General features: G+C 60.3%; 22 protein-coding genes and 1 pseudogene. 6 read left to right on the plus strand and 17 right to left on the minus strand.

Annotation, left to right across the window (positions count from 1 at the left end):
* Positions 1-8: 8 nt before the first annotated feature.
* From ABH924_RS04895 to ABH924_RS04905, 3 genes are all read right to left on the minus strand, one after another.
* A complete protein-coding gene (locus ABH924_RS04895; protein WP_404497343.1) occupies positions 9-1,184 on the minus strand; it encodes a sugar ABC transporter substrate-binding protein in 1,176 nt (391 codons plus the stop codon).
* 143 nt (positions 1,185-1,327) lie between these two features.
* On the minus strand, positions 1,328-2,173 hold the full coding sequence (locus tag ABH924_RS04900) for an aldo/keto reductase (protein ID WP_404497345.1): 846 nt from the start codon (positions 2,171-2,173) through the stop codon (positions 1,328-1,330).
* Between the two features lie 92 nt (positions 2,174-2,265).
* Positions 2,266-2,703 carry a heme-binding protein gene (locus tag ABH924_RS04905; protein ID WP_404497347.1) on the minus strand — a complete coding sequence of 146 codons (438 nt, stop codon included), beginning with the start codon at positions 2,701-2,703 and terminating at the stop codon, positions 2,266-2,268.
* Positions 2,704-3,113: 410 nt separating this feature from the next.
* On the opposite strand from ABH924_RS04905, the gene ABH924_RS04910 reads away from it, so the two are divergent.
* The 3 genes from ABH924_RS04910 (at position 3,114) to ABH924_RS04920 (ending at position 5,221) form a co-directional block, all read left to right on the plus strand.
* Positions 3,114-3,236 carry an RbsD/FucU domain-containing protein gene (locus tag ABH924_RS04910; protein ID WP_404497399.1) on the plus strand — a complete coding sequence of 41 codons (123 nt, stop codon included), beginning with the start codon at positions 3,114-3,116 and terminating at the stop codon, positions 3,234-3,236.
* Positions 3,237-3,633: 397 nt separating this feature from the next.
* Positions 3,634-4,974, plus strand: a complete 1,341-nt coding sequence (locus tag ABH924_RS04915) for an NRAMP family divalent metal transporter (protein WP_404497349.1) — start codon at positions 3,634-3,636, stop codon at positions 4,972-4,974.
* A gap of 49 nt (positions 4,975-5,023) precedes the next feature.
* On the plus strand, positions 5,024-5,221 hold the full coding sequence (locus ABH924_RS04920; protein ID WP_404497351.1) for a hypothetical protein: 198 nt from the start codon (positions 5,024-5,026) through the stop codon (positions 5,219-5,221).
* A gap of 336 nt (positions 5,222-5,557) precedes the next feature.
* Here ABH924_RS04920 and ABH924_RS04925 read toward each other — a convergent pair whose 3' ends face one another.
* The 5 genes from ABH924_RS04925 to ABH924_RS04945 form a co-directional block, all read right to left on the minus strand.
* Positions 5,558-6,790 carry an amidohydrolase gene (locus ABH924_RS04925; RefSeq protein ID WP_404497352.1) on the minus strand — a complete coding sequence of 411 codons (1,233 nt, stop codon included), beginning with the start codon at positions 6,788-6,790 and terminating at the stop codon, positions 5,558-5,560.
* 158 nt (positions 6,791-6,948) lie between these two features.
* On the minus strand, positions 6,949-8,142 hold the full coding sequence (locus tag ABH924_RS04930; RefSeq protein ID WP_404497354.1) for a dipeptidase: 1,194 nt from the start codon (positions 8,140-8,142) through the stop codon (positions 6,949-6,951).
* Positions 8,139-9,242, minus strand: a complete 1,104-nt coding sequence (locus ABH924_RS04935) for a DUF917 domain-containing protein (RefSeq protein WP_404497356.1) — start codon at positions 9,240-9,242, stop codon at positions 8,139-8,141. Before ABH924_RS04935 ends, ABH924_RS04930 begins: the two co-directional genes overlap by 4 nt.
* Before the next feature lie 44 nt (positions 9,243-9,286).
* A complete protein-coding gene (locus ABH924_RS04940; protein WP_404497358.1) occupies positions 9,287-10,834 on the minus strand; it encodes a hydantoinase/oxoprolinase N-terminal domain-containing protein in 1,548 nt (515 codons plus the stop codon).
* Complete coding sequence (locus tag ABH924_RS04945) at positions 10,831-12,186, minus strand: purine-cytosine permease family protein (RefSeq protein ID WP_404497360.1); 1,356 nt, start codon at positions 12,184-12,186, stop codon at positions 10,831-10,833. The genes ABH924_RS04940 and ABH924_RS04945 overlap by 4 nt, the downstream gene beginning before the upstream one ends.
* Positions 12,187-12,363: 177 nt before the next feature.
* On the opposite strand from ABH924_RS04945, the gene ABH924_RS04950 reads away from it, so the two are divergent.
* The 3 genes and pseudogenes from ABH924_RS04950 (at position 12,364) to ABH924_RS04960 (ending at position 16,872) form a co-directional block, all read left to right on the plus strand.
* Positions 12,364-13,455, plus strand: coding sequence for a DUF917 domain-containing protein (locus tag ABH924_RS04950; RefSeq protein WP_404497362.1), 1,092 nt, complete (start codon positions 12,364-12,366; stop codon positions 13,453-13,455).
* A complete protein-coding gene (locus ABH924_RS04955) occupies positions 13,452-15,038 on the plus strand; it encodes a PucR family transcriptional regulator (RefSeq protein WP_404497364.1) in 1,587 nt (528 codons plus the stop codon). Before ABH924_RS04950 ends, ABH924_RS04955 begins: the two co-directional genes overlap by 4 nt.
* A 596-nt stretch (positions 15,039-15,634) precedes the next feature.
* Positions 15,635-16,872 (plus strand): annotated as a pseudogene (locus ABH924_RS04960) (IS110 family transposase).
* Positions 16,873-17,458: 586 nt separating this feature from the next.
* Here ABH924_RS04960 and ABH924_RS04965 read toward each other — a convergent pair.
* The 9 genes from ABH924_RS04965 to ABH924_RS05005 form a co-directional block, all read right to left on the minus strand.
* On the minus strand, positions 17,459-17,713 hold the full coding sequence (locus tag ABH924_RS04965) for a hypothetical protein (protein ID WP_404497366.1): 255 nt from the start codon (positions 17,711-17,713) through the stop codon (positions 17,459-17,461).
* A 35-nt stretch (positions 17,714-17,748) separates the two neighbouring features.
* The gene (locus ABH924_RS04970; RefSeq protein WP_404497368.1) at positions 17,749-18,132 is read right to left on the minus strand and encodes a hypothetical protein; all 384 of its coding nucleotides are present in this window, start codon (positions 18,130-18,132) and stop codon (positions 17,749-17,751) included.
* A 150-nt stretch (positions 18,133-18,282) separates the two neighbouring features.
* A complete protein-coding gene (locus tag ABH924_RS04975) occupies positions 18,283-19,212 on the minus strand; it encodes a DUF1016 N-terminal domain-containing protein (protein WP_404497401.1) in 930 nt (309 codons plus the stop codon).
* The gene (locus ABH924_RS04980) at positions 19,107-19,448 is read right to left on the minus strand and encodes a hypothetical protein (protein WP_404497370.1); all 342 of its coding nucleotides are present in this window, start codon (positions 19,446-19,448) and stop codon (positions 19,107-19,109) included. The genes ABH924_RS04975 and ABH924_RS04980 overlap by 106 nt, the downstream gene beginning before the upstream one ends.
* Positions 19,449-19,537: 89 nt before the next feature.
* Complete coding sequence (locus ABH924_RS04985) at positions 19,538-20,311, minus strand: SDR family NAD(P)-dependent oxidoreductase (protein WP_404497372.1); 774 nt, start codon at positions 20,309-20,311, stop codon at positions 19,538-19,540.
* A 27-nt stretch (positions 20,312-20,338) separates the two neighbouring features.
* Positions 20,339-21,691, minus strand: coding sequence for an MFS transporter (locus ABH924_RS04990; RefSeq protein WP_404497374.1), 1,353 nt, complete (start codon positions 21,689-21,691; stop codon positions 20,339-20,341).
* Positions 21,692-21,897: 206 nt separating this feature from the next.
* Positions 21,898-22,605: a FadR/GntR family transcriptional regulator gene (locus ABH924_RS04995; protein WP_404497376.1), complete on the minus strand. Its 708-nt coding sequence runs from the start codon at positions 22,603-22,605 to the stop codon at positions 21,898-21,900.
* Positions 22,606-23,235: 630 nt separating this feature from the next.
* Positions 23,236-23,454 (minus strand): hypothetical protein, encoded by a 219-nt coding sequence (locus tag ABH924_RS05000; RefSeq protein ID WP_404497378.1) that lies wholly within the window; start codon positions 23,452-23,454, stop codon positions 23,236-23,238.
* A 220-nt stretch (positions 23,455-23,674) separates the two neighbouring features.
* The gene (locus ABH924_RS05005) at positions 23,675-24,034 is read right to left on the minus strand and encodes a hypothetical protein (protein WP_404497380.1); all 360 of its coding nucleotides are present in this window, start codon (positions 24,032-24,034) and stop codon (positions 23,675-23,677) included.
* Positions 24,035-24,039: the final 5 nt, after the last annotated feature.

The raw sequence follows: 24,039 nt of genomic DNA on the forward strand, positions 1-24,039 counted from the left end.
TACCCCGCTTAGCCCGCGGAGCCCCAGGTGGTTTTGTCGTACGCGTCGGCGTTTTCTTTGGTCAGGAGAAGCGGCTGCTGAAGCATGATGCGCTTCGGGAAATCTTTTTTATCAATGGCTTGGATGGCTACTCGAAGGGCCAGATCGGCGTGCAGGGGCGTGGCGGGAACAGCGGCTAGGACTTCGCCGCGCTGGATGGCCGCAGTAGTGGCCTTGTCGTCCCCCCACGTATATAGAGGAATGTTCGTCCGTCCCGTCTGCTGCATCGCGGCGTAAACACCCAGCGCCATTTCGCTGTATTGGGTGTACCACGCGTCGATTTTCTGCCCCTGAGGTGACTGGAGGAAGCTGAGTGCGGCCTGATATGCCTTCGTGCGATCGAAGTCGCCGGGAGAAGTTTCATTAAGGGTGATGTCCGGGTACTTGGACTTCAGGGTGGCTATGAACCCTTCGTGCCGCAGAATCTGCGGAGAGGAACCCATCGTTCCTTGCGTCTCCACGACGGTACCTTTACCCTTCAGCGAGTCGCCGATGGTGTTGGCAATCTGGATGGCACCTTGCTTGTAGTCGAGGTAGATCCAGGAATCAGGGCAGTCGGTGTCTACCGTCCGTTCCATGCCGATGACGAAAATGCCGGCTTTGCAGACTGCATCGATGGCAGGAGTCAGTGGACCCACTGACTGGGGAAATACCAGGATGCCGTTGACCTTTTGGCTCACGCAGGACTGGAGGTCCGCGACTTGTGCGCTCGGATCATTCGTTTCTGTGTACTTGATCTGGACATTGGGATGCTTGGCGGCCTCGATCATGAGGCTTTCCTTTTGTGCAGTGGACCAGGGATTGTTGGCCAGCCCTTGAGAGAAGCAGAAGGTGTAGGTTTTCGCCGGGTCTCCGATGGGTCCGTCGGGGACGGGCAAGGCTCCTGCATAAGGGAGGGTCAGGGTCTGTTTTGTGACGGGTCCTGTGACCGGGCTCCCCGGAGCCGGTTTGAGTACCGTGGCACTGTCGGGCGCATAAAGGGCGAGGTTCTCGGGAAGGTAATAGTCTTCCTTCGAGGCTCCGGCATTACCCGGACTTCCTGCACATGCGGAGAGTGCAATGGCAGCGGCGCCCACAAAGGCGGCCGCCCGAATGAAGGTCCAACTGGGGTTCGACTGCCTGGCAGTCAATGAACGCTGAATCATTTTTGTATCCTCGTCGTTGAGTGTTACATGATGTGGTTAATAACACTATCGTCACGTCTTCGAAAGCGGAAGCTTCCGGCCAAGAAATTTGTTATTTGATGTTGCAAACTACATGGTGGTCACGCAAAGCGGTTGGAGCGTACTCAATCCATGAGGTCGGGGTCGTAGGGGTTCCGGATTCCGGTCTCGAGTGCGGCGATCTCAGCGAGATCGGTTTCCTCGAGCTCGAAGTCGAAGACGTGCGTGTTCTCGATCATTCGGTCGGGACTCACGGTCTTGGGGATGACGACGTTTCCTTGGTCGAGGTGCCATCTGATGATCACCTGGGCCACAGTCTTCCCGTACTTCGCGCCGATCTTCAGGAGGACGGGGCTGTCGGTCAGCTTGCGGTTAGCAAACGGGTTCCCGGCCAAGGGGGACCAGGCCATCGTCGCAATGGAATGTGAGGTGTTGTATGCCTTCAACTCGGCTTGGTGCAGGGCGGGATGGAGCTCGATTTGGTTGACGGCGGGAACCACGCGTGATTCCGCCATCAGACGGTCAAGGTGGTGGATCTGAAAATTTGCGACGCCGATTGATTTTGCCAGGCCTCCTTTTTGGAGACGCTCAAGTGCCCGCCAGCTCTCGACGTATTTGTCAATCTTTGTCATCGGCCAATGGATCAGGAAGAGATCGACGTAGTCGAGGCCGAGCCGCTTAAGGCTGCCTTCGAATCCGCGGAGCGCCGCGTCATAGCCGTGGCTTTCATTGCCCAACTTGGTGGTGACGTATATTTCGTCCCGAGGGACACCGGAGCGGCGGATTCCTTCGCCCACGCCGGATTCATTTTGGTACTGTTCGGCCGTATCCAATGACCTGTATCCAAGCTTGAGTGCCGTAGCCACGGTGTCGGCGGCAGAGGCGTCGTTTGGGCCGAAGATGCCCAGGCCGATCTGGGGAATTGTAGATCCGTCGTTGAGGGCAAAGTCGGGAATTGGCTGTATTGACATAAGGTGCTCCTTGGGGCTGGACATCTACATTGGGACGTTGAGGCAGGGGTTCTGCGAGGAAAGGTGTGCTCGAGCTACGCGAAATCGAAGCTTCAGGGCGCCAGAGAAGCTGCAACAGCCTCGATGGCACCTTCGGCGATCTCACGGTCCTGTTTCATGGAGCTCTTTCCGGAGATTCCAACGGCACCGATCAGTTCGCCGTCGTGCAGGACAGGTAGTCCTCCACCGATAATGGTTGCCCCTTCGATCGTGGCCACGCCATGCAGCAGGGCTTCCTCCTGACGGACAACTTCCCAGAACTCGTGCGTGGCCATGCCGTTACCGGCGACAGAGTACGCCTTGTCAACTGCGATTTTCGCCGTCTGAAAGGGCGCACTGTCCATTCGTTCGAAACACACTAGGTGTCCGGCGCTGTCGACCACTGCGATGCTGACGCACACACCCATCTCCGTGGACTTTCTGACTGCGGCGTCGACGGCAACGCGCGCCAGCACCCGAGTAATATTCCGTGATCCGATGAGTTTATTCACACACGACCTCCTTGTGTTCCACTCAAAATGAATGTTAGATAGAGTGAATATTGACAATATCGATAGCGTAGAGGCCTTCCGGCGCTGTTGTCTATAGTCAGCAATTTTCCAAACCTCCGCCGTTCCGAAGTCCGGGCGCAACTTGAGGCAGCTGCGGGATGTTGTTCGCCGCGGAGGGAGGGACGCGCTGCCCGTGAAGGCCCGCTGGTCTGCCGCGGGTTACGTTCGCTTCGCTCGGCAGTGAGTCAGGCCTGGGCCAATATTGGCCGGCTTTCCTAGGGACCTGCCCATTACGCAGTTGCTTTTCGGGCATAAAAAGATTTAGCGCCGGTCGTCAACCTGTTCTCGTAGATCGAAAGAAGATCCATGCTAAGAAACATCAACCCGCTGCCGAGTCCACCGGCCTAGAACTGGTCTACGGAGCCGTGGAGCGACACGACTTTTACAGGCGGGTACAGGATTCCTTCGTCGTGGTGCAGACCACCGAAGATCAGCCCTATGCGTGCTTCATGCTCCAGAAAGGCGTCGTTTGAAGAAGCCACCCAAACCGTCCAATTTCGGTTGGCAATAACATGCTTCGCTCAGGCGCTGGTGGGTGGCGTCCATCGACAGACAAAGCCAGCCGAGGCGTGCTGAAGAAGACATTGTCACCCCCGGCCGGGGTGTCCTTCCCGGCCCAGGGCTGGACCAGCCTCGGGCCGGGACAGCCTGTCCAAGACCCTTCCGGAAGGAACCAATGCTCTTAAAGATCAGCCCCCATTCTGTTCGCGTCGCTGTCTCCTCCGCAGCCTCTGATTCTGATTCTGATTCTGATTCTGATACGAGGCTTTCCTTATTTGCCGTGTCCCATCCAACGGTCCACGTCCGGTCAGCGCCGGTGTGTGTCCGTTGCCCGCCTGTTTCGGTCCGCCGGGCCGGGTGGTGACCGTCGTGGATACGAACGGTTCATCCCTGACTCGGGAGGACGTGGTCCGGTCCTCTGACCGGGCACGGGTCAGGCGGGCACGGCGCTCCGGAAAACGGCACCATCTAGCGTGGCTGCTGGCCGGTCCGGGGCTGCTGGCCATGCTGGGGGAAAACGACGGGCCCAGCATGGTCTCTTACGCCGCCGACGGAGCCAGCTACGGCACCGGGTTCTTCCTGCCCTTCATCGTTGTCCTATTCGCGATGTCCTACCTCTGCCAGGAAATGTCCATGCGGGTCGGCGCCGTGACCCACCGCGGATACGGGGAACTCGTCCTGCAACGCTACGGCCGCCTCTGGGGGTGGTTCGGAGCAGCGGACCTCGTGCTCACCAACCTCGTCACCCTGGTCTCCGAGTTCGTCGCCATCCGTGTCGGCCTGGCATTCTTCGGTCTGGGAGCACCGTTCGCTGCAGCCCTAGGCATCCTCCTGGTGATCCTGACCCTGACCGGAGGGCAATATCGGCGTTGGGAACGGATCGTCCTGGCCCTGGCCGTGTTCAACGGCCTGTTCCTGGTCGCCGCAATAATGGTCCACCCGGATCCGGCCGCCATCGGCCACGCCTTCGCCACCTGGTCACCCTTACCCACCGGAGGGCTCACAACGCTTCTGCTTCTGCTGACCGCAACCATCGGGGCGACCGTCACACCGTGGATGGTGTTCTTCCAGCAGAGCGCCTCGGCAGATAAAGGAATAACCCACCATGACCTCAAACACGGCCGCCTCGACACGGCAGTCGGGGCAGGACTAGCCGCGGTCTTTGGCTGCGCAGCCCTCATTGCCGGAGCGGTTCTGTTCACCCATGGCGGCGAAGCCATCCAGGGCCTCGCCGGGGCAGGGTTCCCTGCCGCCCTCAGCGCCGTGGCGGGAACACCGGTCGGCGCCGTCTTCGCTCTGGGTCTCATCGAAGCCGGAGCGGTGGCGATCCTGACCATCTCAGCCAGCACCGCCTACGCCGCCGGCGAATGCATCGGGGTCTCGGCAAGCTTCAACAGTTCCCCCCGCGGCGCGGCCCTATTCTACGGGGTCAGCGTCACCACGGCCCTGATCTCAGCAGCAGTGATCCTCATCCCCGGTGCGCCGCTGCTGGCCATCGCACTGAACGCGAATGTGCTGGCCACCGTGCTACTCCCGGTCACGCTGGTCTTCCTGATGATGCTGGCCAGCGACCGTGAGCTGATGGGCGAATGGGCCAACACGCGCGTGACGAATATTTTCGGAACCTTGGTGATCGTTTTCATCGCCCTCTGCGCCGCGGGCTACGGAATCATCTCCTTCCTCCAGACCATCGGCCTCATCCCGGCCTAACCCAACGAACCCCAAATCCGCGGAACTTCCGCAACCGACAAGGACCACGATGAAGAGCTTTGAGTATCACAGCGAGGATCCGTCCGCGGTTCTTGAACAAGGCCAGCTGTCCGCAGCAAAATCCCGCCCGGTCCCCCCGATCGCAATGAGCCCCGGCACCCGCAAAGCCCTGTGGGCGTTGCGGATCTTCGTCGTACTGCTGGCCATCCTGGTCACCTACACCCTTATCGCCCAGCTCACCCAGTAGAAGCCAAACCCAGGCAGTCGTGACCACGACGGGTCCTTGACCACGAGATCCCGGCGCTCAGGGACCAATGCGCACGATTGTGACGCTTAACCATCGTCCGACGGAGCATGGCATGTTGCTCAGTGTCTATGGACATCGCCGCGAAAATCACGAGCACTCATACATCTCCGAATTCGGCTATCGGACCTGGTGGCTCACCGGCGAGACTTGCGCGCCTCAGACACACGGGACAGATCGTGTCGAATAGCGCCGACGGAAAGTACGTGATGCGTCCAGACTTCCTCCTGAACTTCCCAATGCTCGCGCCGGCTGCCCACCAAAGGCTCGCGGGGGCTGTCAGCAGCCAACTTTGGACAGGATCGCCGTCATAGCAGCCCGGACGCCAGTGCTCAGGGTGGGTTCCGCAGCTGGGGCGAAATGTGGCGAGTGGTTGCCGGCGATGTGCCCGTCAGCTTTGAGGGTCTCCGCGGTATAGCCTCCGAAGGTCCAGTAAACCGAGGGGGCCGAGATAGCGGCTGCGAGCGTCCCGAAGTCTTCACTGGCCATCATCGGCGGAACCTCGCGGACCCCATCCTCTCCGATCATGACCCGAAATTCCTCGATAAGTTGATCTGTCGCCGCCGGATCGTTGTAGCACAGTGGAAAAGAATACAGCTCCTCAATCTCAGGAGGCGGCGCAGAGGAGGCTTCTGCCTCTGCGCGGATGATCCGCCGGATTGATGCCAGCACGGCTTCGCGCACTTTCTGGTCGAAGGTCCGTACGTTTATGGTGAACTCGGCCGTGGCGGGAATGATGTTTTCCTTTAGGCCCCCGTGGAAGGTTCCGATTGTCACGACTGCGGACTGCATGGGGTCCAGCTCACGCGAAACGATGGTTTGCAGCCGGACCAACATGTGGGCTCCGAGCACGATCGGGTCGATCGCTTCTTGGGGCTGGGAACCATGCGCCTGACGCCCGTGCACGGTGACCTTCCAGGAATCGGCCATGGCCATAGCGGTACCGCGGCTGATGCTTACCGTGCCCGCCATACTCGGCACGACGTGCTGGCCATAGATTATCTCCGGTTTGGGGGCCCTGTTCCACAGACCATCGTCGACCATCGCCCGGGCTCCGGCGGCCGTCTCCTCCCCCGGTTGGAAGAGGAAGACGACTGTCCCGGTCCAGGTATCGGTGGCATCCGCGAGCAAGGCCGCCGCAGTCAACGCTGCGGTGATGTGCATGTCATGGCCGCAACCGTGCATTACCGGAACCTGAGTCCCGTCAGCCAGGGCACCGGTGGCCTGACTGGCGTAATCAAGTCCTGTTTCCTCTTTGATCGGCAGACCGTCGATGTCGGCCCGGAAACCCACGACTGGCCCCTCGCCGTTGCGCAGTACCCCGACGACGCCGGTCCCGCCACAGCGAAAGGTCTCGGCACCGATGGCAGTGAGATGATCGGCAATGAGCCTTGCGGTCCGATGTTCCTGCATGGACAGTTCGGGGTTGGCGTGCAGATGGCGGTACAACTTGTGCATCAGGACAGTCACCTCGTCGGTGAGTTCCAGATCCCGCAACGGATTGCCAATCATGTGTTGCCCTTCGATCGGGTATTTTTACTGTCCAGAGGAGTCTTAGCCGCGTCCGCCAGCCAGCATGGACGTGCTAAAGAGCGCTTCAATGCAATGGCCTCGTCATAACCTGGGCAGCTTCCTCGCTGATTTTGCCCGCCTTACGCTAGCGACAGACATCAGCGTTGGTGGGCGATTTCTGCATGCTGCCGGGACGTAGGGATCAGATCTTGGTTCGCGGCCGCCTCCGTATCTTCCAGCACCCGGAGGACATTGCCGAAAGCGAGGCTGCGCAGATCAGCAGTGGACCAGCCCCGTTCGGCTAGTGCATCCATGACCGTCGGGTAGCTTGATACCCCGGAAATTCCGCGGGGCAGTTGTTCGATGCCATCGAAATCCCCTCCAATGCCGAGATGCTGGGGTCCTACTACTTCGCGTGCATGTTCCATGTGTCTAACGATGTCGGCGATGGTGGCCTGCGGAGCCTGGTTCTGGGACGTCCACCGGGCAAACTCTGCGGCGGCCGCGATGTCCTCTTCCGCCTGGCCCGCATGGAACCCTGTCCGAAGGCCGAGTCTCTGCCGGAGTTCATCAGAATGTCGCTCAAAGTCCGCGCAGGCCTCTGAGATGAAGGCGGGAACGAAGGTAAGCATGAGCACACCGTTGTTCCCAGGCAATCTCTCAAGCACGGCATCCGGCACGTTTCTGACGTGGTCGGTGACGCTGCGGCAAGATGAATGGGAGAAAATTACAGGAGCAGAGCTCGTATTCAGCGCGTCATGCATCGTCTGCTCGGCTACGTGAGATAGATCCACTATCAGCCCGAGACGGTTCATTTCGCCGACCACGCGTCTGCCGAAATCGGTGAGCCCATGGTCGACCTGCTCGCCCGTCGCCGAGCGCGCCCACGGCGTGTTGTCGTTATGTGTGAGAGTCATGTAGCGGACGCCTATACGTCTCATCATCCGAAGCACGCCAAGCGACGCGTCGATGGAATGCCCTCCTTCGATACCCATCAGCGAGGCAATTTTTCCCTCTGCGACGGCGGTTCTTACGCCAGCGGCAGAGTCCACCAGGCTGAAGGTTTCGGGATTCTTGGAGATGATCCGGTGCACGCAGTCGATCTGTTCGAGTGTCGCCACAACGGCGTCCGCCGGCAGCATGTTGGACGGGACGAAGACTGACCAGAATTGGGCACCGACCCGGCCTTCCCGGAGCCGCGGAATGTCTGTGTGCAAGCGGGGCTGGTGCTGCGACAAGTCGATCTCCTCGACGCGGGAATCGAATTTCTGCCGCAGAGCCCAAGGCAAGTCGTTATGGCCGTCAAAAACCAGGGTGTCGGCCAGCGCGGAACGAGTCTGAAACGATGTCATCGGGCGGCGCTTAATTCCTCTAGGGCAACCCATGGCTCATGGAGTCCGAAAGCCTGGGGGCCAAAGACTTGCAGCGCTTCCGGGGTCCGCATGATGGCAGGAGTCGAGATTCCGTAGACGGCCACCCGCTGTCCGAACCGCAGGGCCTCGGAAGTGATGGGTGTGCCCAGATCAACATCAACTATCGTAATAAGATCCGGAACAATGGCAACGACCGCACCATTCTTGTGTGCAATGACGTTCTCGTTCCGGAACTGGATCCGCATCTCGTCGCCAACATCAAACGACTCCACAGTGGCAAACCCCTGGGTGAACCCGTCCCTAACGAACCTCTCAACGTCAACGATTTTTCCCCGCATGAGCACGGTTCCATGACCGTATATTGTGTCCTTCAGGAAAGCACTGAGTTCTGCCAGCGGATCAAGATGTTTGTCCTTGGCCTTACGCAAAGTCCGGCCGATATTGAGGGCCAGGGTGACGGTGTTGCGGATCGCAGTACGCTTGACGTCTGCTCCGCTCATTGGATACTCGGCGATGTATGCCGCGCCCCCCATCTTGATGGTGACCGCGCGGGCGAAAGTCTCCATCCTCTGGTTGTCGTGGCCCGTATCGACGATGCACGTGTGCCCGTTTTCGTCAGAAACAGCGAGCGGCGATCCGGACACTCCATAGACTCCGAACGTTTCCATTTGAAGCTCCGGGAAGGCTCGCCCCATTCCGTCGCCGTCCACTACTGGGATACCCGCTTCGGCGGCGACGACCAGAGGAATCATGGAATTCAGTCCACCGCACTCCATGGGGATTGTTGCATCGGCTGTTTTTCCGAGGTGTCTCTCCAAAGCACGGAGCGACCGGACTGCCTCAGTGCCGGCGGGGACCTTCTCGACTACGACAGTCGGAGCGCCCATCATGGCCGTGGAAATGACAAAGTCATCATCATCAAGTTCGGTCGGATCGAGGATTTCGATCTTCTTTCCGTTTTTGAGGCATTCCTCGACGAGGAGGCGGCCGATGAGCGGATCTCCGCCGCCGCCTGTACCCAGTATTGCCGCGCCCCGCGCCAAGTCAGGGACGTCGTCTAGTGACAGATAGAAACTCATGTTGTTCTTCCTTCTACTTCCTGCAGTCAGCGTTCCGGGTGGGGCTATTTCGACGACGGCAGGTCGCCGACCGCTTTGACGCGTACCCGGGACGCGTTTCCTGGCAGATAGGCCAGGGGCAGCTCATCGATCTCCACGATTTGGACAGTGCTGGCTTTGGCTCCGGCAGCTACGGCTTTGCTGATTGCTTCCTCCCTGGCCTGGTCGAGCACTTCTTCGCGCTTTCCTGGCGGGATAGCAAAGATACGGTCGACTTCGCCACCGACTTGGGCTATAGCGGCGCCGATGGCATTTGCTACTCCGGAGTGCCCCGGACGGGCAACGTCACTGGCGCAGGCCATCTGTTCTGGTACCAGGAACGCACCGCCGCCGACTGCGACCACCGGGACGAGGTCGGAACTCGTGCGCATCCGGTCGACCGTCTCCGCGATCCTTCGGTGAATTTCGACTTTGGCCGCCTTCACCATTGAAGGATTCAGATGGCTGACACGGCCGGGGTCACCGATCTCCGCATCACCCGCCGCGACCATGATGTCGGTCGCCGTCAGAGTTTTGCCTCCGAAAACGAGCGCCTCCTCCGTGACCTTGTAGCCAACACTGTCGGGCCCGACGGTCACACCATTGTCGAACCTGATGCGGCTGCCGCCGCCGAGGCCTACTGACAACACATCAGGCATACGGAAGTTGGTTCGGATTCCCGCCACCTCGATTTCTGTTGCCGCCTCGCGGGGAAAGCCGGACTGGAGAACTCCGACGTCAGTCGTTGTTCCGCCAACGTCGACCACTATGCAGTCTTTGAGGCCCGAGAGGTAGGCGGCGCCCCGCATTGAGTTGGTCGGTCCTGAGGCAAAGGTGGCCACTGGGTATTTTCGGGCGAAATCGACATCCATTAATGTGCCGTCGTTCTGGCTCAGGAACAGCGGGGCGTGGATGTTTAGCGCCATCAGGGATTGATCGAGTGAGGAACACACATCTGCTGAAAGCTCACGAAGGGCGGCATTGATGATAGTTGCATTTTCCCTCTCGAGGAGCCCGACTCTGCCGATTTCATTGGAAAGGCTGACCGGAAGTTCGGGAAACTCGGCGTTTATGATTTCCGCTGCCCTCTGTTCAAACTCCGAGTTGACTGGGGAAAACACGGACGAGATTGCGAAGCTGCGTGCCCCATTGGTTACGGCGTCCTGGGCAGCCCTGCGTATCTCGTCAGGATCGATCGGAGAGATTTCCCGTCCATCGAACTCATGACCGCCGCGGCACATGTAGGGCAAGGCGTGCAGCGCTTCAGTAATCCGTGTCGGCCAGCCGACGAACGGGGGCAGCCCGCCCGTTGCGGGAAGTCCGAGCCGGATTGCCGCCGTCGGTGCCAGCCGCTCGGCTTCGACAAGCGCATTGATGAAATGGGTGGTGCCGATCATGACGGCGTCTATGTCGGCAGAATCAAAGGGGTACGCGCTCCGTAGTCGCCGGAGGGACCCGGTAATCCCTTCTCCGACATCGCTCATTGTCGGACTTTTTACACCTGCGAGGACCTCGCTTCCGTCAATGAGTACCGCGTCCGTGTTGGTCCCGCCGACATCGATGCCTATCTTCACTTGTATTCCTCCTGCAGTGCGCGTTGTTCAGTAATCGATCGGCGTGAGAGCGCCTTTTCGGATGTGCCTTTGATCAGGCCGAGTTTGCCCGCGATGACGTAGAGAATCAGGGAAGCACCAAGCGAATTCAGGGACCCTACCCCCCATGGCAGGAACGTTCCAATCAGCACCGAGGCGGCCCAGACCACCAGGGTCCCAATGACCCACGTTGGCTCTGTTGCCGGCAGGCCGGGGGCAGATGCGGATAGGACGCCGCGCCATTTCTTTACGATGTAATATTCGGCGACCATGATGCCGGCGATGGGGGGAAACGTGACTCCGAGCAGGATCAGGAAATCGACAAAGTAGTTCAGTATTCCGGCAGCGGCGAGTGCGCTGCCCAGGATCCCGATAAAGATGGTGACGCTCGTGCGGCTCACTCGCTTCTTGAATACTGTCTCGACGAAGTTCACAATACCCAGGGATGCCGAGTACAAGTTCCAGTCGTTCATCTTGATCGTGCCGGCAACGATGATGATCGTGCCGACAAACCCGCTGCTGGACGTGACAATTGCGATAATGTCGTTGGTCTTAAGTGCATGGGCAAGGAGAACGCCGGCGATGGCCACCATGAATTCCCCGAGGGTGACGCCGAGCAGCGTCTGCTTGACGACGTCGGAGGGTCTGCGGTTGAAGCGCGTCATGTCCGGGGTAATTACCATGCCGACAATGAATCCGCCTGCCACCAGTGTTGTCCCAGCGGCCAGGCTAAGGACCGGTCCAGGGGCCGGCTGGTTAACCAGATCGCCGAGGTTGTGCCTTTGCAGCTCAGAGAGAATCGACCAACCGGCGAGCAGGAGGAACGCGGGGATCGTAATGTAAGCGGTCCAGGCCATGCTCTTGAAGCCGTAAATGACTACCGCCGTCACGACGCCGCCGACCGCAAGGGCCCACGCCCATGCGGGAATAGCTGGCGCCAGATTGGCAAGTCCTCCAGCGGCCACGCCGCTTTGGACACCAAACCATCCGACCAGGCTAAGTGAGATGAACAGGGCGATGATGCTGGATCCATGACGTCCAAAGCCCGTCCATCTAGCGAGAACGGAAGTTGAGAGGCCTTCTTTTTGGCCAAGGATTCCCGTCATGGTGGCAACCGCCTCCAGGATCACTGATCCAAGGAAGATGGCGAGCAAGGCGGTGGGAAAGTCCATTCCAAATCCCAGGGCTGCCCCCAGAAGGAACTGAGAAAGCGCTGACATCTGGCCGAACCTTTGAACGGCCACCGACCACCAGCTGTAGCGGGCGTGGTCAGGAACACGTTCCAGGGCGTAGTCCTCCTCCCCCGAGTGTTTCTTATCAGTAGTTGTTGCCATCGCTGCTCCTTGGCTATGAGGTACCTACCCGGAAGAGGTCCAGGGATAGGAGGGAATGAAACGAAGCTACGGCCCGTGGCGGTCGTTTATCAATGGTTGCTCTGACTACTAAATGGCCTCATCATGTGCATACTTAACACATTCGTCCCCCACGCACGCATCCGAAGGAGGGAGCCCATGTCTTGGCTTCTAACGGCCACGGACCTGGAAGCATTGGAGTTTGGCGCGAGAATGCTGGGCTCGGGAGGGGCCGGTGACACTCACGCCATGTCGCTTTTGACTCGGAGTCTGTTGGAACATTGCGGCGGCGTGACCGTATTTCCGCCAAGTAAAATCCTTCCTGGCGATGTCGTAGTGGCCGTTGGTCTGGCCGGGTCGGCGTTGGCCTTCAGCGAAAAGCCCAGCGGATCGGAGCCGTACGTAAGAGCTTTTGATGCGGTTGCCCAGAAATTTCCAGGGCGGCGAGCACTTGTTTGTGCCTTCGAAATGGCTGGGATCAATGCCTATGCACCGATCCTTGTGGCCGCGGCCCTGGGCATCCCGCTGGTCGACATGGATGGCATGGGGCGAGGACTCTCAGGACTGCATCAGACAACTTTCAACGCGCAGGGTGTCTCGATGACTCCTTGTGCTTTGGTCGACACTTCAGGGAGGTGCGTCGAAATTTCAGGATCAACTGCCGAGGAAGCCGAGCGTGCCCTGCGCGTTCTCATGGGATTGTTTGGCGGCTGGGTGGCGTTCGCGGGGTACCCCATGGATGCGCTACAGGCGAGGGAAGGCGGCATAAGCCGGACGCTTGGACGAGCATTGGAGCTTGGACGCCAGTTCCAGCACTCCAAGAAACTAACGCAGTCCGTGAGTGATGCGATATCTCATTTTTGTTCCCACACTGCGGGATGCCTTTTCGTGGGCCGAGGAAGTGTTGTGGACGTCCGCTGGGAACCCGCCCCCCGTGATTCCGGTGCCGGGGTGCAGGCCAAAGGAACGATGATTGTTCGGGCCGCAGGAAGATACCTTAGAATCGAGGCACAGAACGAATTCCTGCTGCTCCTGGACGAAGGCCGGCTGCTTGCTAAGGCCCCCCAGATTATCTGCCTCCTGGACAGCCATACCGGCATTCCCCTCCTCAGCGAACGTATCCTGCCCGGTTACGGGGTAGACATCGTTGTCTTTGAGGCCCCGGGCGAATGGAGCGAATCCGCTGCGCAGGCCTTGGTCGACATTTCCGGCTACGGGTACACAATCCCTTCCCTTGAAGACTCGCCGTGACAGCCCGGCTGACCCTCCGTGAACTGCTGCGGTGTCCGATGCTGCTGGACAGCTCCGTGATCCTGGAACACCCCGTTTCGAGCTTCACGTTCATCTGCACTAACGAGATCAGCGCCAGCGGCGCCGCCACCACTGCCTATCTTGATCCACCAGACGAAGTGCAGGTCAGCAGTCTCGAAGGCATCTGGATATCCTCTTGGATTCCCTCCTATGCCCTGGAAATTCTGCTTCCGCAGCTGAAGCGAAAGGGCGTGGGCGCAGTGATCCTGATACCAACCACGCCTCAAGACTTCCAACCACTCTCGGAGTTCGGCCTTTCTACCCTGGAACTTGCGCGAAAACTGAGAATGAACGTGGTTGCGCTCCACCAGCCCCGAGCGACTGTGGCCGTGGCCGCTTCCCTCAGCAGGTTCATGGGATCGGATCTCTGGGCACGGTCAATTAATATGACGGCCTTCACCCACGCCGTCCATCAGATGGAGCCAAGCCCCGAGGGCGTCGTTGCTGAACTCAGAAAGTATGTCAACGCGCGGATAGCAGTGATCAATTCGCTCGGCCTGCCGCTCGCAGGCGCAGTGGAACGGCCGCTCGCATTCGGCAACATCGAGGCGTCGCCCTTGTTTGACCCCAGCCAAACCCCAAACCTTATATCGGTTCCGTTGCCCCCGCTCATGGAGGACGACGATCCAGCGCTTTGGATACTCGCGGAATTCCAGCCCGACGCCCCGCCCTTCGAGCTGGAGGCTGCACAAGAACTCATGGAATTAGGGGCCCTTTCGTTGCTCAGGTGGCTCAGCCGTCAACGCTTCGCGAGCGAGCAGTTTCAATCCGCAAGATCAGCGATCGTCTCACAGCTCGCTGTCGCTGGCGGAGCAATTCCGGATCACGTCATCTCTCAAGCTCTCAGCGTCGGCTGGAACTTAAACGGATGGCACACCCTCGTAAGCGTTCGTGCCCCACGGAAATCCCTGGCCCACGACATCGGAAGAATGCTTCCAGCCGCTTTGACCCGGTATGACTACACAGTGGACTCGTCCGAATACATCGATCATTGGCTTATCTGGGAAACACGGCAGGACCAACCAACCCGGCGAGACTACCGGGACTTCGTCGCCGCTCTGGATTCCCTACGACCACCGCCAGAAACAGGAATCGTTTTTGGCGTCGCCAGGCCACGCCTTGGACCGGAGGGATTTGCAAGAAGCATCGCCGAGGCCGAAGACTTCGCTCGCCAAGCAAGCTCCAGCAAGGGACGCCGGCAGATTGTTGACGCCCAGGAATCCGTCGCCACCCAATTGATCCGCACTACGCTCCATGATCCCGCACTCGTTCGACAAGCCACCAAGTTTCTAAAACGACTGTCCGAACCAGACGCCGACTATCTGAGGAAAACGCTTAACACCTACCTTCAAAGCGAATCTAACCTCGCGGAAACATCGCGCGCCCTTGAAGTCCATCGAAACACGGTGGTCAAGAGGATCGAAAGAATCGAGGAACTCCTGGACGCACCGCTCGAAAACCCTGACACCAAATTCGCCTTGCGTATCGCGCTCAGAATCCTGGAAATTTCCGCCACCGAGTAGCCGCATCGTCCCCCGACAGCAATGAAAAGCTCCGCGCTTGATCCTAGGCGAAAATTCGCGTCCCTGAAGCCAACGGCTCTGTTGTTGTGGATGTTCCTGGCACATTCATCGATATGAGACGTTCTTTGCATCACGTAAGGACAGAGAATGAGTGGCACGCCAGCCGGTTTGCCCCTCATCGCATTTGAGGGTGTAGCCGTCGTCTGAATCCGCCGGTCTTAAGCGGTCTGATTATGGTGAGTTCATGGTGAGCAATGGTTGGAATCGGCTTCTTCCATGCCACCTGCCGAATTAAAACCGCAGGTCAGCAATGCGGCGCCTTCGTTCCTGGGCGCGCCGTGGTGCGCGAAGATTTGGCAGCGGCTGGTCTGTGGTCGTTGCTCGCCTACATGGCGCACACTGAAAGGGTCCGTCGTGGTCGACCCCGATTGCTCTGTAGTGCCGCTGAGCCTGTAGGTCAGCATGGTGGTGGATGGGCTCCACGGGAACCGTGGATTGTTGCCTTCGAGCACGAGCGTCAGACTTACCTTTTCTCCCTGCCCTCCCCGCGACGGACATCAGTGATGGTCCTGTTTGATATGGAGGAGGAAGTAGCCATGGAAGTCGTCCATGTCCGCTGTGCCGGGCTCGACATCTCCAAGAGGGACGCAAAGGTCTGTGTCCGGATCGCCGCGTCAGGGCGTCGCAAAACAATCGAGACCGTGACGACCTGGGCCTCGATGACCAACCAGATCCTCGCATTGCGAGAACACCTTGCCGTTGAGAGGGTCACCTGTGTGGTGATGGAAGCGACCGGAGACTACTGGAAGCCCTTCTACTACCTGCTCGAAGACCTGCCGGGCGTCGAGGTGATGTTGGTCAACGCCCGGCACGTGAAGAATCTTCCAGGCCGCAAAACCGATGTCTCCGACGCCACCTGGCTAGCCCAGCTCCGTGCGCACGGCCTGGTGCGTGGTTCGTTTGTTCCACCGGAGCCGATACGTAGATTACGGGACCTGACCAGGGCCCGGACCGCGATCACCCGTGAACGAGGCCGTGAGATCCAGCGGCTCGAGAAACTCCTCGAAGACGCCGGGATCAAACTCTCCGCGGTGGCCTCCGACATCACCGGTGTTTCCGGACGGCTGATGCTCGAGTCCCTGATCGAGGGCCAGCGCGACCCCTCAGCCCCCGCGGACCTGGCCAAGCGACGGCTGCGCTCGAAGATCCCGGAGCTGATCGAGGCGCTGACCAGCCAGTTCAGCGAGCACCACGCGTTCCTCGCCCAGGTGCATTTGGACCTGATCGACCGGCACTCGGCCGCGATCGAGGACATCACCGCGCGTATCCAAGCGGTGATCAAACCCTTTCAAGGATTCCGAGAGCTGATCACCACCATTCCCGGCATCAGCGTCTTGACCGCCGACGTGATCATCGCCGAAATCGGAGGGGACATGTCCAGATTCCCCACACCCGGCCACCTTGCATCCTGGGCCGGCACGACCCGGGCAGTAACGAGTCCGCTGGACGGGTCAAATCCACCAGGACCCGTCCAGGCAACCCCTACCTCCAAGGAGCCCTTGGCGCCGCGGCAATGGCCTGTGCACAGAACCCGACAACCTACCTCGGCGCCCGATACCGTCGGATCGCTTCCCGGCGGGGTCCGCAGAAGGCAAACGTCGCGATCCAGCACAAAATGCTCGTCTCGATATGGCACACGGGCATGGACGGGACCCTCTACGAGGACCCCGGCAGCGATTTCTACACCCGTTTACAGCCGGAACGGGCAAAGAGCCGGGCAGTCCACCAGCTCGAAACCATGGGCTACCAAGTGACCCTCGACCGCGTTAGCTGACCGCAGCAGCGGACTCTGACGCGAATTCAATCTTCGCGTCAGAGCCCTGTTCAATCCGCGATGGGATTCGAACCGAGAAACCCCGCCGAATCGCTGCTGGAATTGGCCCCTTGCCAGCCCACGTACGGCACTAAACCCGCAGGTCAAAGTCACAATCGGAGCCCCCTGTCGGATTCGAACCGACGACCCCCGCTTTAGGACCAAAGGCCTCTGTGCGCCTTGAATCCAAGTGTTTTCGCCCGGATTCTCGGGGTTTTTGGAGGCAACGATGGGTGATGAATTGTCATTGGTTGACGCTGATTAAGGTGAGTTAAAGGTGAGTCGGTTGCAATGGGGTCCGCCAGTAATGCCCGACCGCCGCGCGTCCGAAACCCCGCACAGCCGCTACTTCCTCCTGTCCGCCGGGAGGGATTTCCGCAGCCCCCCGCTGGTCCTTCATGGTTGACGATCCCCGATGCCGCATGCCTTCGGCTGGGCCTTGAGAACTTTTCGTCCAGCGAGTTGTTTTTCGGCTCATTCCCCTAAGCCGCCGGGGTGGATTGACAAAAACACCGTAATGCCGGTTCGAGCGCGGTCTCGGAGAGGGTCATCCCTGTCGGGCGGAGAGGACTTCCTTGACTCGCTTCAGATAGGTGCGGGCGCGGGACTCCCACCAGTGCTCGGGGTCTTCGGTAAATTTGAAGCCTGCCGGCAGTTCCATGACGATTCCCATGGTCAGGGTGCATCCTGTTGGCGTCGGTTCAAGCGTGTAGGTGGATCGGCTGTTCGTCTTGTCGGGCGTGACAGACCTTGTCGCGGCCCACCTCGGGGTCTCCTCGCCAATGACTTCGATGATGGACATCGTGCCGTCGCGTCCGATGATGCATTGCTGCTCTCCTACACCGGTTGGTGTTCCGGGGACGGTGAAGGCACGCTCGGCGTCCGAGAGCAGGACAGCGCTCTCGGCGGGCCGAATGAGCGCCCAGACCGTTTCGGGGTCGTGATCAAAGGCCTCTGCCGTTTGCGCGCGCTGTACGTCGTTGCCGGAATGGAAACGCGGGCAGCCCGAGCCTTTTGCGCTGCTTTGACGGCCCGCTTACGGCGCGTGTTCGCGATGCCCGTGGCGACCGCCAGCATCAAAGCCAGGGCCGAGACGACTACTAAGATGGCTACCCCCAGCCCGGGCTTGCCTAAAGCGCTGATCACTGCAGCGAGAACACGGATGGCGATAAAGCCGCCAGCAAAGAGGATGTTCTGGAGGACTTTCACGAACATGATCACGTCGTCATTGTGACTGCCATAAGTTCTGGCGACCGTGAGGTTCGGCATGCGCATCTGGCAATAAGTCATAGTCGCTAGCCGGTCGATCAGGGGGAGAAGACCCCCGATCCCTCACCGGATTCGGGGTCAGCGCCAAATGACCTCATTTCCTCATCGTTCGCTCTCATATCCCCAGGCTGCCTTGTCCTGCATGGCATGGGATTCAAAACACCAAGATTTCGAGACACTCCTCCGAGCGGCAGAGAACGCGGAGCCCGGATTTGTGTGTAGTTCAGCTTGTGGCGGTTTGGGCACCGGATGCGGCGCCCCCGTGTTCACGCAGCAAGCGCCGGGGTGGCACGAAACCGGGCCGACTCTTCGCTGTTTGTCATTCTGATGCTCGATCATCGCTGGGCGGGCCCTCCGCGCAACCAGGGCGCCTTGCGCCGGCCCCGATCCAAAACTTCGCTCGGCGCTCCGCTTCTTTCCTCGCGAACTTTTGGATCGTTCCCGGTTCCCCAAGTTGCACTCCGGCCCCTCATGCCCAGCAGTGAATCCTCTATCAGAACGACGCCGAAAACTAACGCCCACGGCCGATGCCGCCTCTGAGGGAGAAAGATCATGGAAACGCTCACCATCAAAACCCCTGCCGATGTCCTCAGTTTCATCGGCCACACCCTGGGCATCTGGCCACAGGAAAGCCTCGTGCGCACCACCCTGGATACCAGTCACATCGGCGTGAGCCTCCGCGTGGCTCTCCCCAAGCACGACGACTTCACGCTCCAGGGTGTTGTTCATAAGCATGTTGCGGAACCAGCCATGCTGGACGGCAGCGGCATACCAATCCCTTGCCAGCGGCTCGAGACGTTTGTCGAGAATAGTGCGAATATAGCCCCACGGCAAATGTCCCACAGGCTGTAGGACATTTGGGTCGAATGCTGGGCAGGCCTCAGCGAAGCTGCTCATGTACTGCAGGTTTGACCGCGACAGGCCCTTCATGTCCGGGAACTCAGCTCCCAGGTCTTCGGCCAGCCTTCCGATGACCCCGCTCCCCCATCCTTCAGTTGCTTGCGTTCCAGGATGGTCTTGCCGATGGACCAGTGCGGTGCGATGAGCTGGGTGTTGACGGTCCGGATTGCCTGGGTGCGGGCGGCCCGGACCCGGTTCTTGAGCTCGCCGAGGAGGTCGGTGAAGCCGGCAGGCAGGGCGAGGTCGCGGGCGTCAAAGCTGAAGGCAGGCCCCAAAACCTCCGAGGCCAGGCCGTGTGCTCCGGTGCGCTGCGGGGGTTCAGTGCGGGTTCCTGGCTGGAGACCTTCAAGATCCCCGTCGCGAATCAACGGACGTCGACGTTGCGCCCCTGCCCGCACAAATGGGTGTGGCCCGCAGCTCCCGCTGCGGGCCACACTCATTCTTGCCGTTCGAACGATCAGGAGACCTGGAGGCCACCGTTGATGTCGTATGTTGCTGCGGTGATATAGCCTGCTTCCCCGCTGAGGAGGAAGCTCATCAGTGCAGCTACTTCCTCGCGGGTGCCCACACGGCCCATCATGATGCCGTGGGACATTTCTGCCTTGCGTTCCTCTGTGAGGGTGCCGCCCATGATGTCGGTGTCGATGGGGCCAGGTGCGACGCAGTTGACGGTGATGCCGTGCTCGCCGACTTCGCGGGCCAGGGCGCGGGTGAAGCCGATGACGCCTCCCTTGGAGGCGCTGTAGGCCACCTTGGAGAAGGTGCCGCCGCCGCGCTGGGCCGAGATGGAGGAGATGCTGACGATGCGCCCGACCTTGCGTTCGATCATGCCCTTGAGTACGGCCTGGCTGACCAGGAAAGTGCCGCGCATATTGATGTCGAACACTCGGTCCCATCCCTCCACGGTTTCTTCCATGAACGGGGTGGGGTTGCTGATACCGGCGATGTTGGCGAGGCCGACAATTGGCGGCAGTTCCGCCTCCACCTGGGCGATTGCGGTGTCCACCGAGTCCTTGTCGGAGACGTCGGCGGCCAGCCCGATCGTCTGGACGCCGTGCTTTGCGGTGATCTCGTCAGCTGCAGCCTTCGCGTCGACGCCGTTGATGTCCAGGATGGCCACGGCCCAGCCTTCGCTGGCCATGCGGTCCGCGGCTGCCCGCCCGATGCCTCGGGCCGACGCTGCTCCGGTCAGTACAGCGGTGCGTTCAGCGGGGAAATTGGTGGAGGTCATTGCTTGGTTTCCTTCGGTAGTGCGGGATCAGGAGGCGTCGGAAGGCCCGGTTGCCTGGGCGAGAGTGGCGTCGCCTTCGGGGCGTTTGCGTGCGTAAAGGTAAGTGGCAACGCCGGTAGCGGCGAGGCACAGGGAGAGGAAGACGAGGCCGCTCTGGTTGTTGCCGGTGGCGTCCTTCAAAAGGCCCACCGCGTAGGGTGCCACGAAGCCGCCGAGGTTGCCCAGTGAGTTGATCAGGGCAAGGCCCGAGGCTGCGGCTGCGCCGGTGAGCGCAGCCGAGGGCATGGAGAGGAACGGTGCGATGGCCCCATAGATGCCCATGGCGGAGACGATGAGGCCCACCATTGCGACGAGGGGGTTGATCGGGAGCAGGAAGCCCGCTGCGAGCAGGCCCGCGCCGGCGAGAACCATGCTGGCGGCGGTGTGCCAGGCACGTTTGCCGGTCACATCCGCCCGTTTGCTCCACCAGTACACGAACACGGCGGCGATGGCGTAAGGGATGAAGACGATGAAGCCGACTTCCGTCGTCGAGAACTTGCCAAGGGCCGAGACAATGGTAGGCATCCACAGGCCCAGTCCGTAAATGCCGCAGACCAGACCGAAGTACAGGGCCGAGTATGCAAGGGTGCGCTTGTCCTTGAGTCCGGCGAGGAAGTTGTGGTGTCCGGACTTTGATTTGCGGGCAAGTTCCGCGTCCATGGTGTCAGCCAGCCATTCGCGCTCGTCGTCTTTGAGCCACTTGGCGTCGCGGGGCCGGTCCGTCATGAGAATCGGTGTGAGAAGACCCAGGAAGACCGCCGGGATGCCCTCGAAGATGTAGAGCCACTGCCAGCCGTGAAGGCCCATGACGCCGTCCATCTGCAGCAGCAGTCCGGAGACCGGAGCGCCCAGCGCGTTGGACAATGGCTGCGCGAGGATGAAGATCCCCAGCACGGTGACTCGCTGCGCTGCGGGGAACCAAAGCGTCAGGTAGAACAGGATGGCCGGGAAGAACCCGGCCTCGGCCGCCCCCAGAAGGAAACGGACGATGTAGTAAGTGGACTCGCCGTTCACCAGGGCCATGGCCGCGGCAAGCAGGCCCCAGGTGATGAGAATCCGGGCCAGCCATTTACGTGCGCCGAAGCGATACATGCCCGCATTGCTCGGAATTTCGAGCAGGGCGTATCCGAGGAAGAAGATCCCGGCACCGAGTCCGTAGGCGGCTGAGTTGAGGCCAATGTCCGAGCTCATGGTCAATTTGGCGAAACCAACGTTGTTCCTGTCGAGGTAAGAGACGAAGTACAACAGCACAATCAGGGGCATGATGCGGCGGCGTACCTTGCGCAGCGTGCGCTCACCTAGTTCACCGAGGGCTGCGGACCGCATCGTGAGGGAAGTCATCTTTGACCTTCTGTCTGTGGGACCCGCACCGTGCAACTGCGCTCGGCGTGAATCCGGGGATTTGAGTTGGAGGCATTCATTCAGCCAGTCAGATGTCAGACATCTGATCTGACAAGAAGAATACGATGGCATTGAAGGGGCGTCAAGAGTCGGATCGAAATGTGACTTCTGCATAGCACCCTGGCAATGAGAAGCTACTGCCTGCCTCAGGGCTTGGCGCTGTGCACGTAACGTTCGTAGTCTTCGAACGTCTGGTCCATGTGCTCATCCATGACTTGCCGGGAGAGCTCGGCGTCACCGGTGAGGATGCTATCCAGCACGCGCTGATGAAAGTGGATGGCGTGGAGCTGGATCTCCGGTACGGCGGAGGTTTCCCGCCGGGCCGTGTACAGGAGCTGACCCAGCTGGGCGAGGAGCGCCCGGACAAACGGATTGCCCGAGGCCCTAAGCACGGCGTCGTGGAACCCGATGTCGGCCGCCACGAACCGATCCAGATCGCCAGCGGCTCGCGAGAGCTTCATGTCGTCGATGCACTGCCTCATCCGTTCCGCGTCCTCGGGAGAATGCCGCTTTGCTGCAAGCCCGGCCGCCCCCGTCTCCACCATGCGACGCACCTCGATGAGCCCAGCCGCCACCTGCTCCGCGCTACTGCCGCGTGAGGCAGCCCGGAAGATCGCACCGAGTCCCGTCCAGGTCTCCGGCGGGTTGACGAACGTGCCGCGGCCAGCCTTCACATACAAGATGTTTTGTGCCCCGAGCACCTTGAGCGCCTCACGCACGGTGAGCCGACTGACGTCGTAGAGGTCGGCTATCTCCAACTCGCTGGGGAGGACATCATTAGGCCCAAGCTTGCCTTCAAGGATGTCATCCAACAGTCCGTCGACCACATCGTCAACAAGTGTCTTGCGGCCCAAGGAGCATCCCGCCTTCGTTCGGTCTCAACAACCAACACTACAGAAGCGGCCGGAAACTTCCGGGGAATGGCGCCGGTAACTCCCCAGCAACACCGGTAGATCCAGGCTAAGGGCCGGTGTGCGGTGCCGGCAGGCTGGATTCGGACCAGGCGCTCAAGCCTCCTAGACTGGATAAACGCTTGCTCGCCTCCCTAGAAGAGACTGTGGAGATAACGGTGTATCCGGCTTGACTAGCCGGGCGGGGTGAGCCTGGCTGGGAGGAGCCCGATATGACCGCGACACTTGAGGCTGTGCAGTTACAAAACCGTTGAAAACCAGAGATAAAATTCCGAGGCCGAGGCTGCACGATCGGGTAGCTCAGTGGCTCCGAGTTGAACGGTTGACCAGAGCGGGGCGAAATTCGGCCCAACTACCTCCTTCATATTCTTTAGGGATTTCCGGGGAAAAGGAGTCAGCCCATCGGAGCGAAGGGCGCACCCCATCATCGAAAACGGTTGCGTCCAGGCTCATAATCGGATACCCAGCCGCTCGGCGCGCAAATCATCAGCCTGACTGACTGAGGAAACTGGCCACTGGATTCATTCCGGGTCCTTTGGCCGCTGCCGCCTATTCGCTTGTCTCGGACTCAGTTCACCAATCGTCGCGTTCCCGGGTCAGGCCAAAGGGCACGGTGTCACTGAGTGCGACGGTGAAGGAATCGTGTCCGTGACGTGTCACGAGAATTCCCCGGCGTCGTTCTCGCATTGCCCGGGCTCGGGCGGCAGTTACCGCGATGTCGAGCTGGCGGTCCATGCTGGCACGGTCCGTGGCCGACACCTTCAGCGTCAGTTCGGGGTTGCTTGTTCCCAATTATCTATCCTTCGGTTCTCTGTGTTGTATGGGCTGGCCCTTGGGCGGTGCCGTTGTTGGTAGCCGGCCGCGAAGTCAGTGAAGCCGGGCCGAGGCTTCGGGGACTGCGAGGGGTGGGCCATTTATGGGAATATCACCGACGGCTTTTCTGCAGGTCAAGGCGTCGGACAGCGGGAAAGGGAGTTTTGCCGGCCCCGCCGTTTTCGGGCGATCTCCTCGGCTATTGAGGAGAGTCTTCTCGTGTGGGAGGAATGCGCGGGGTATGGCACCGGGGAGTCCTTGCCGGGGTTGATATTGCCAGCTCGGTAAGCCCGATGCCAGTTCGGGCCGTGCGCGCCGGCAGTCCGGCGTTCTCCGGTTCGGCTGCATAGGTCTGCTGCTCCTTGAGCAGGCCCTGCAGTGGGGACTCGTCGGTGAAACACCCGATCACGCCGCCCCACAGCTCTTCGACGGTATGGAACAGCCGCGCCGCCCCCGACGGTCCGGAAACTAGCCAGCCGTCGGGGAGCGCGCTGACTTTGGGGGCTCCGGGTCGTCCGCTGCACAGCTCGTTGACCGTGCCGGCAACGACGAGGTGCATTCGCT

Source organism: Arthrobacter sp. GAS37, from assembly GCF_044908325.1.
Lineage (GTDB): Bacteria > Actinomycetota > Actinomycetes > Actinomycetales > Micrococcaceae > Arthrobacter > Arthrobacter ramosus.

Coding starts and splice junctions, on each gene's coding strand:
- ABH924_RS04895 (WP_404497343.1), bottom strand. CDS start 1,184: ATGATTCAGCGTTCATTGACTGCCAGGCAGTCGAACCCCAGTTGGACC.
- ABH924_RS04900 (WP_404497345.1), bottom strand. CDS start 2,173: ATGTCAATACAGCCAATTCCCGACTTTGCCCTCAACGACGGATCTACA.
- ABH924_RS04920 (WP_404497351.1), top strand. CDS start 5,024: ATGAAGAGCTTTGAGTATCACAGCGAGGATCCGTCCGCGGTTCTTGAA.
- ABH924_RS04925 (WP_404497352.1), bottom strand. CDS start 6,790: ATGATTGGCAATCCGTTGCGGGATCTGGAACTCACCGACGAGGTGACT.
- ABH924_RS04930 (WP_404497354.1), bottom strand. CDS start 8,142: ATGACATCGTTTCAGACTCGTTCCGCGCTGGCCGACACCCTGGTTTTT.
- ABH924_RS04935 (WP_404497356.1), bottom strand. CDS start 9,242: ATGAGTTTCTATCTGTCACTAGACGACGTCCCTGACTTGGCGCGGGGC.
- ABH924_RS04945 (WP_404497360.1), bottom strand. CDS start 12,186: ATGGCAACAACTACTGATAAGAAACACTCGGGGGAGGAGGACTACGCC.
- ABH924_RS04950 (WP_404497362.1), top strand. CDS start 12,364: ATGTCTTGGCTTCTAACGGCCACGGACCTGGAAGCATTGGAGTTTGGC.
- ABH924_RS04965 (WP_404497366.1), bottom strand. CDS start 17,713: ATGTCCATCATCGAAGTCATTGGCGAGGAGACCCCGAGGTGGGCCGCG.
- ABH924_RS04985 (WP_404497372.1), bottom strand. CDS start 20,311: ATGACCTCCACCAATTTCCCCGCTGAACGCACCGCTGTACTGACCGGA.
- ABH924_RS04990 (WP_404497374.1), bottom strand. CDS start 21,691: ATGACTTCCCTCACGATGCGGTCCGCAGCCCTCGGTGAACTAGGTGAG.
- ABH924_RS05005 (WP_404497380.1), bottom strand. CDS start 24,034: ATGCACCTCGTCGTTGCCGGCACGGTCAACGAGCTGTGCAGCGGACGA.